This window comes from Vibrio sp. 10N.247.310.17 (assembly GCF_041466605.1).
Taxonomy (GTDB): Bacteria; Pseudomonadota; Gammaproteobacteria; order Enterobacterales; family Vibrionaceae; genus Vibrio; species Vibrio tasmaniensis_A.
Genome location: NZ_JBFSTC010000225.1, coordinates 1 through 1,243 on the forward strand (window position 1 = coordinate 1; position 1,243 = coordinate 1,243).

Below are 1,243 nucleotides of genomic sequence, written 5' to 3' on the forward strand. Positions count from 1 at the left end.
TGATCTGCTCCAGTAAGACTGGACACCGCATTAAGCGACATATTGTTTTTCAAAGTTAACTGGGCTTAGATACCCAAGAGCACTGTGCCTTCTTGTTCGATTATAATCAACTTCGATGTATTCAAAGAGTGCTTGACGCATCTCTTCTCGGGTCATTATCGGCTCGTATTGGACGGCTTCTACTTTCATTGAGTGGAAAAAGCTTTCAACACAAGCGTTGTCCCAGCAATTTCCCTTCCTACTCATACTTTGCTTTAGATTATGAGCTGCGATTAAGTCGCGGTAGTCTTTTGAACAATATTGGCTACCTCTATCACTATGGATAATCACTTCTTCTGGCATACCTCTGCGGAACAATGCCATTGATAGCGCATCACAGACCAGAGTTGCGGTCATTCTGGTACTCATTGACCAACCAACTACTTGCCGTGAGTACAAGTCGATAACAACGGCTAAATACATCCAGCCTTCGCTTGTCGCTAGATAAGTGATATCTCCAGCCCATTTTTGGTTTGGTGCTGTCGCATTAAAGTCTTGCTCAAGCAAATTCGGGGCTACAGGAAGTCTATGCTTACTGTCTGTCGTACATTTGAACTTACGGGCGGCCTTCGCGACTAAGCTCTGGCGCTTCATGCTCGCGGCAATGGTTTTTACATCGTGCTTATTACCATTTGCCTCAAGTTCTTTTTGAATGCGCCTTGCACCGTCGCGTTCCTTTTTATCATCAAAGACTTCTCGAACTTTGTTATCAAGCTGCTTGCGGTGCTCGTTGCGTTGAGTGACTTTATGGCGATTATCAATCCAATAATAAAACCCACTTCGAGAAACCCCAAACACCTTAGCCATACGGATAATCCTATATTGCATCAGGTGTTCGAGCATAAACTCATAGCAATCTATTTTAGATTTTTCGCGAAGTAGGTGGCGGCCTTTTTTACGATATCTAGCTCTTCAGCTTGCTCTGCTAATAATCGCTTGAGCTTGGCATTTTCAGTGGCGAGTTCTCTTTCTCTATCGCTGATTTTCGCATCTTTTTTGACGGCTTTACGCCACCCATAAATTTGAGATTCATATAGTGAAAGCTGTCGTGCGGCGGCAGCGACACCGACTTTCTCTGCTAACTTAAGCGCTTCGGCTTTAAATTCAGGAGCATGTTTAATTCGTGTTTTCTTAGTTGTCATTGTTCACCTCGTTAGTGATTGTACTCACTTAACTCAGTGTCCAAAACTTCTGGTGCGGATCA

1 protein-coding gene is annotated in these 1,243 nt (G+C 43.8%); it reads right to left on the reverse strand.

Annotated features, from left to right (window positions below):
* Positions 1–30: 30 nt before the first annotated feature.
* A protein-coding gene (locus AB6D80_RS25005; protein ID WP_371705204.1) for an IS3 family transposase occupies positions 31–1,181 on the reverse strand; the annotation gives its coding sequence in 2 pieces (ribosomal slippage) (positions 31–938 and positions 938–1,181; 1,152 coding nt in all).
* Positions 1,182–1,243 lie beyond the last annotated feature (62 nt).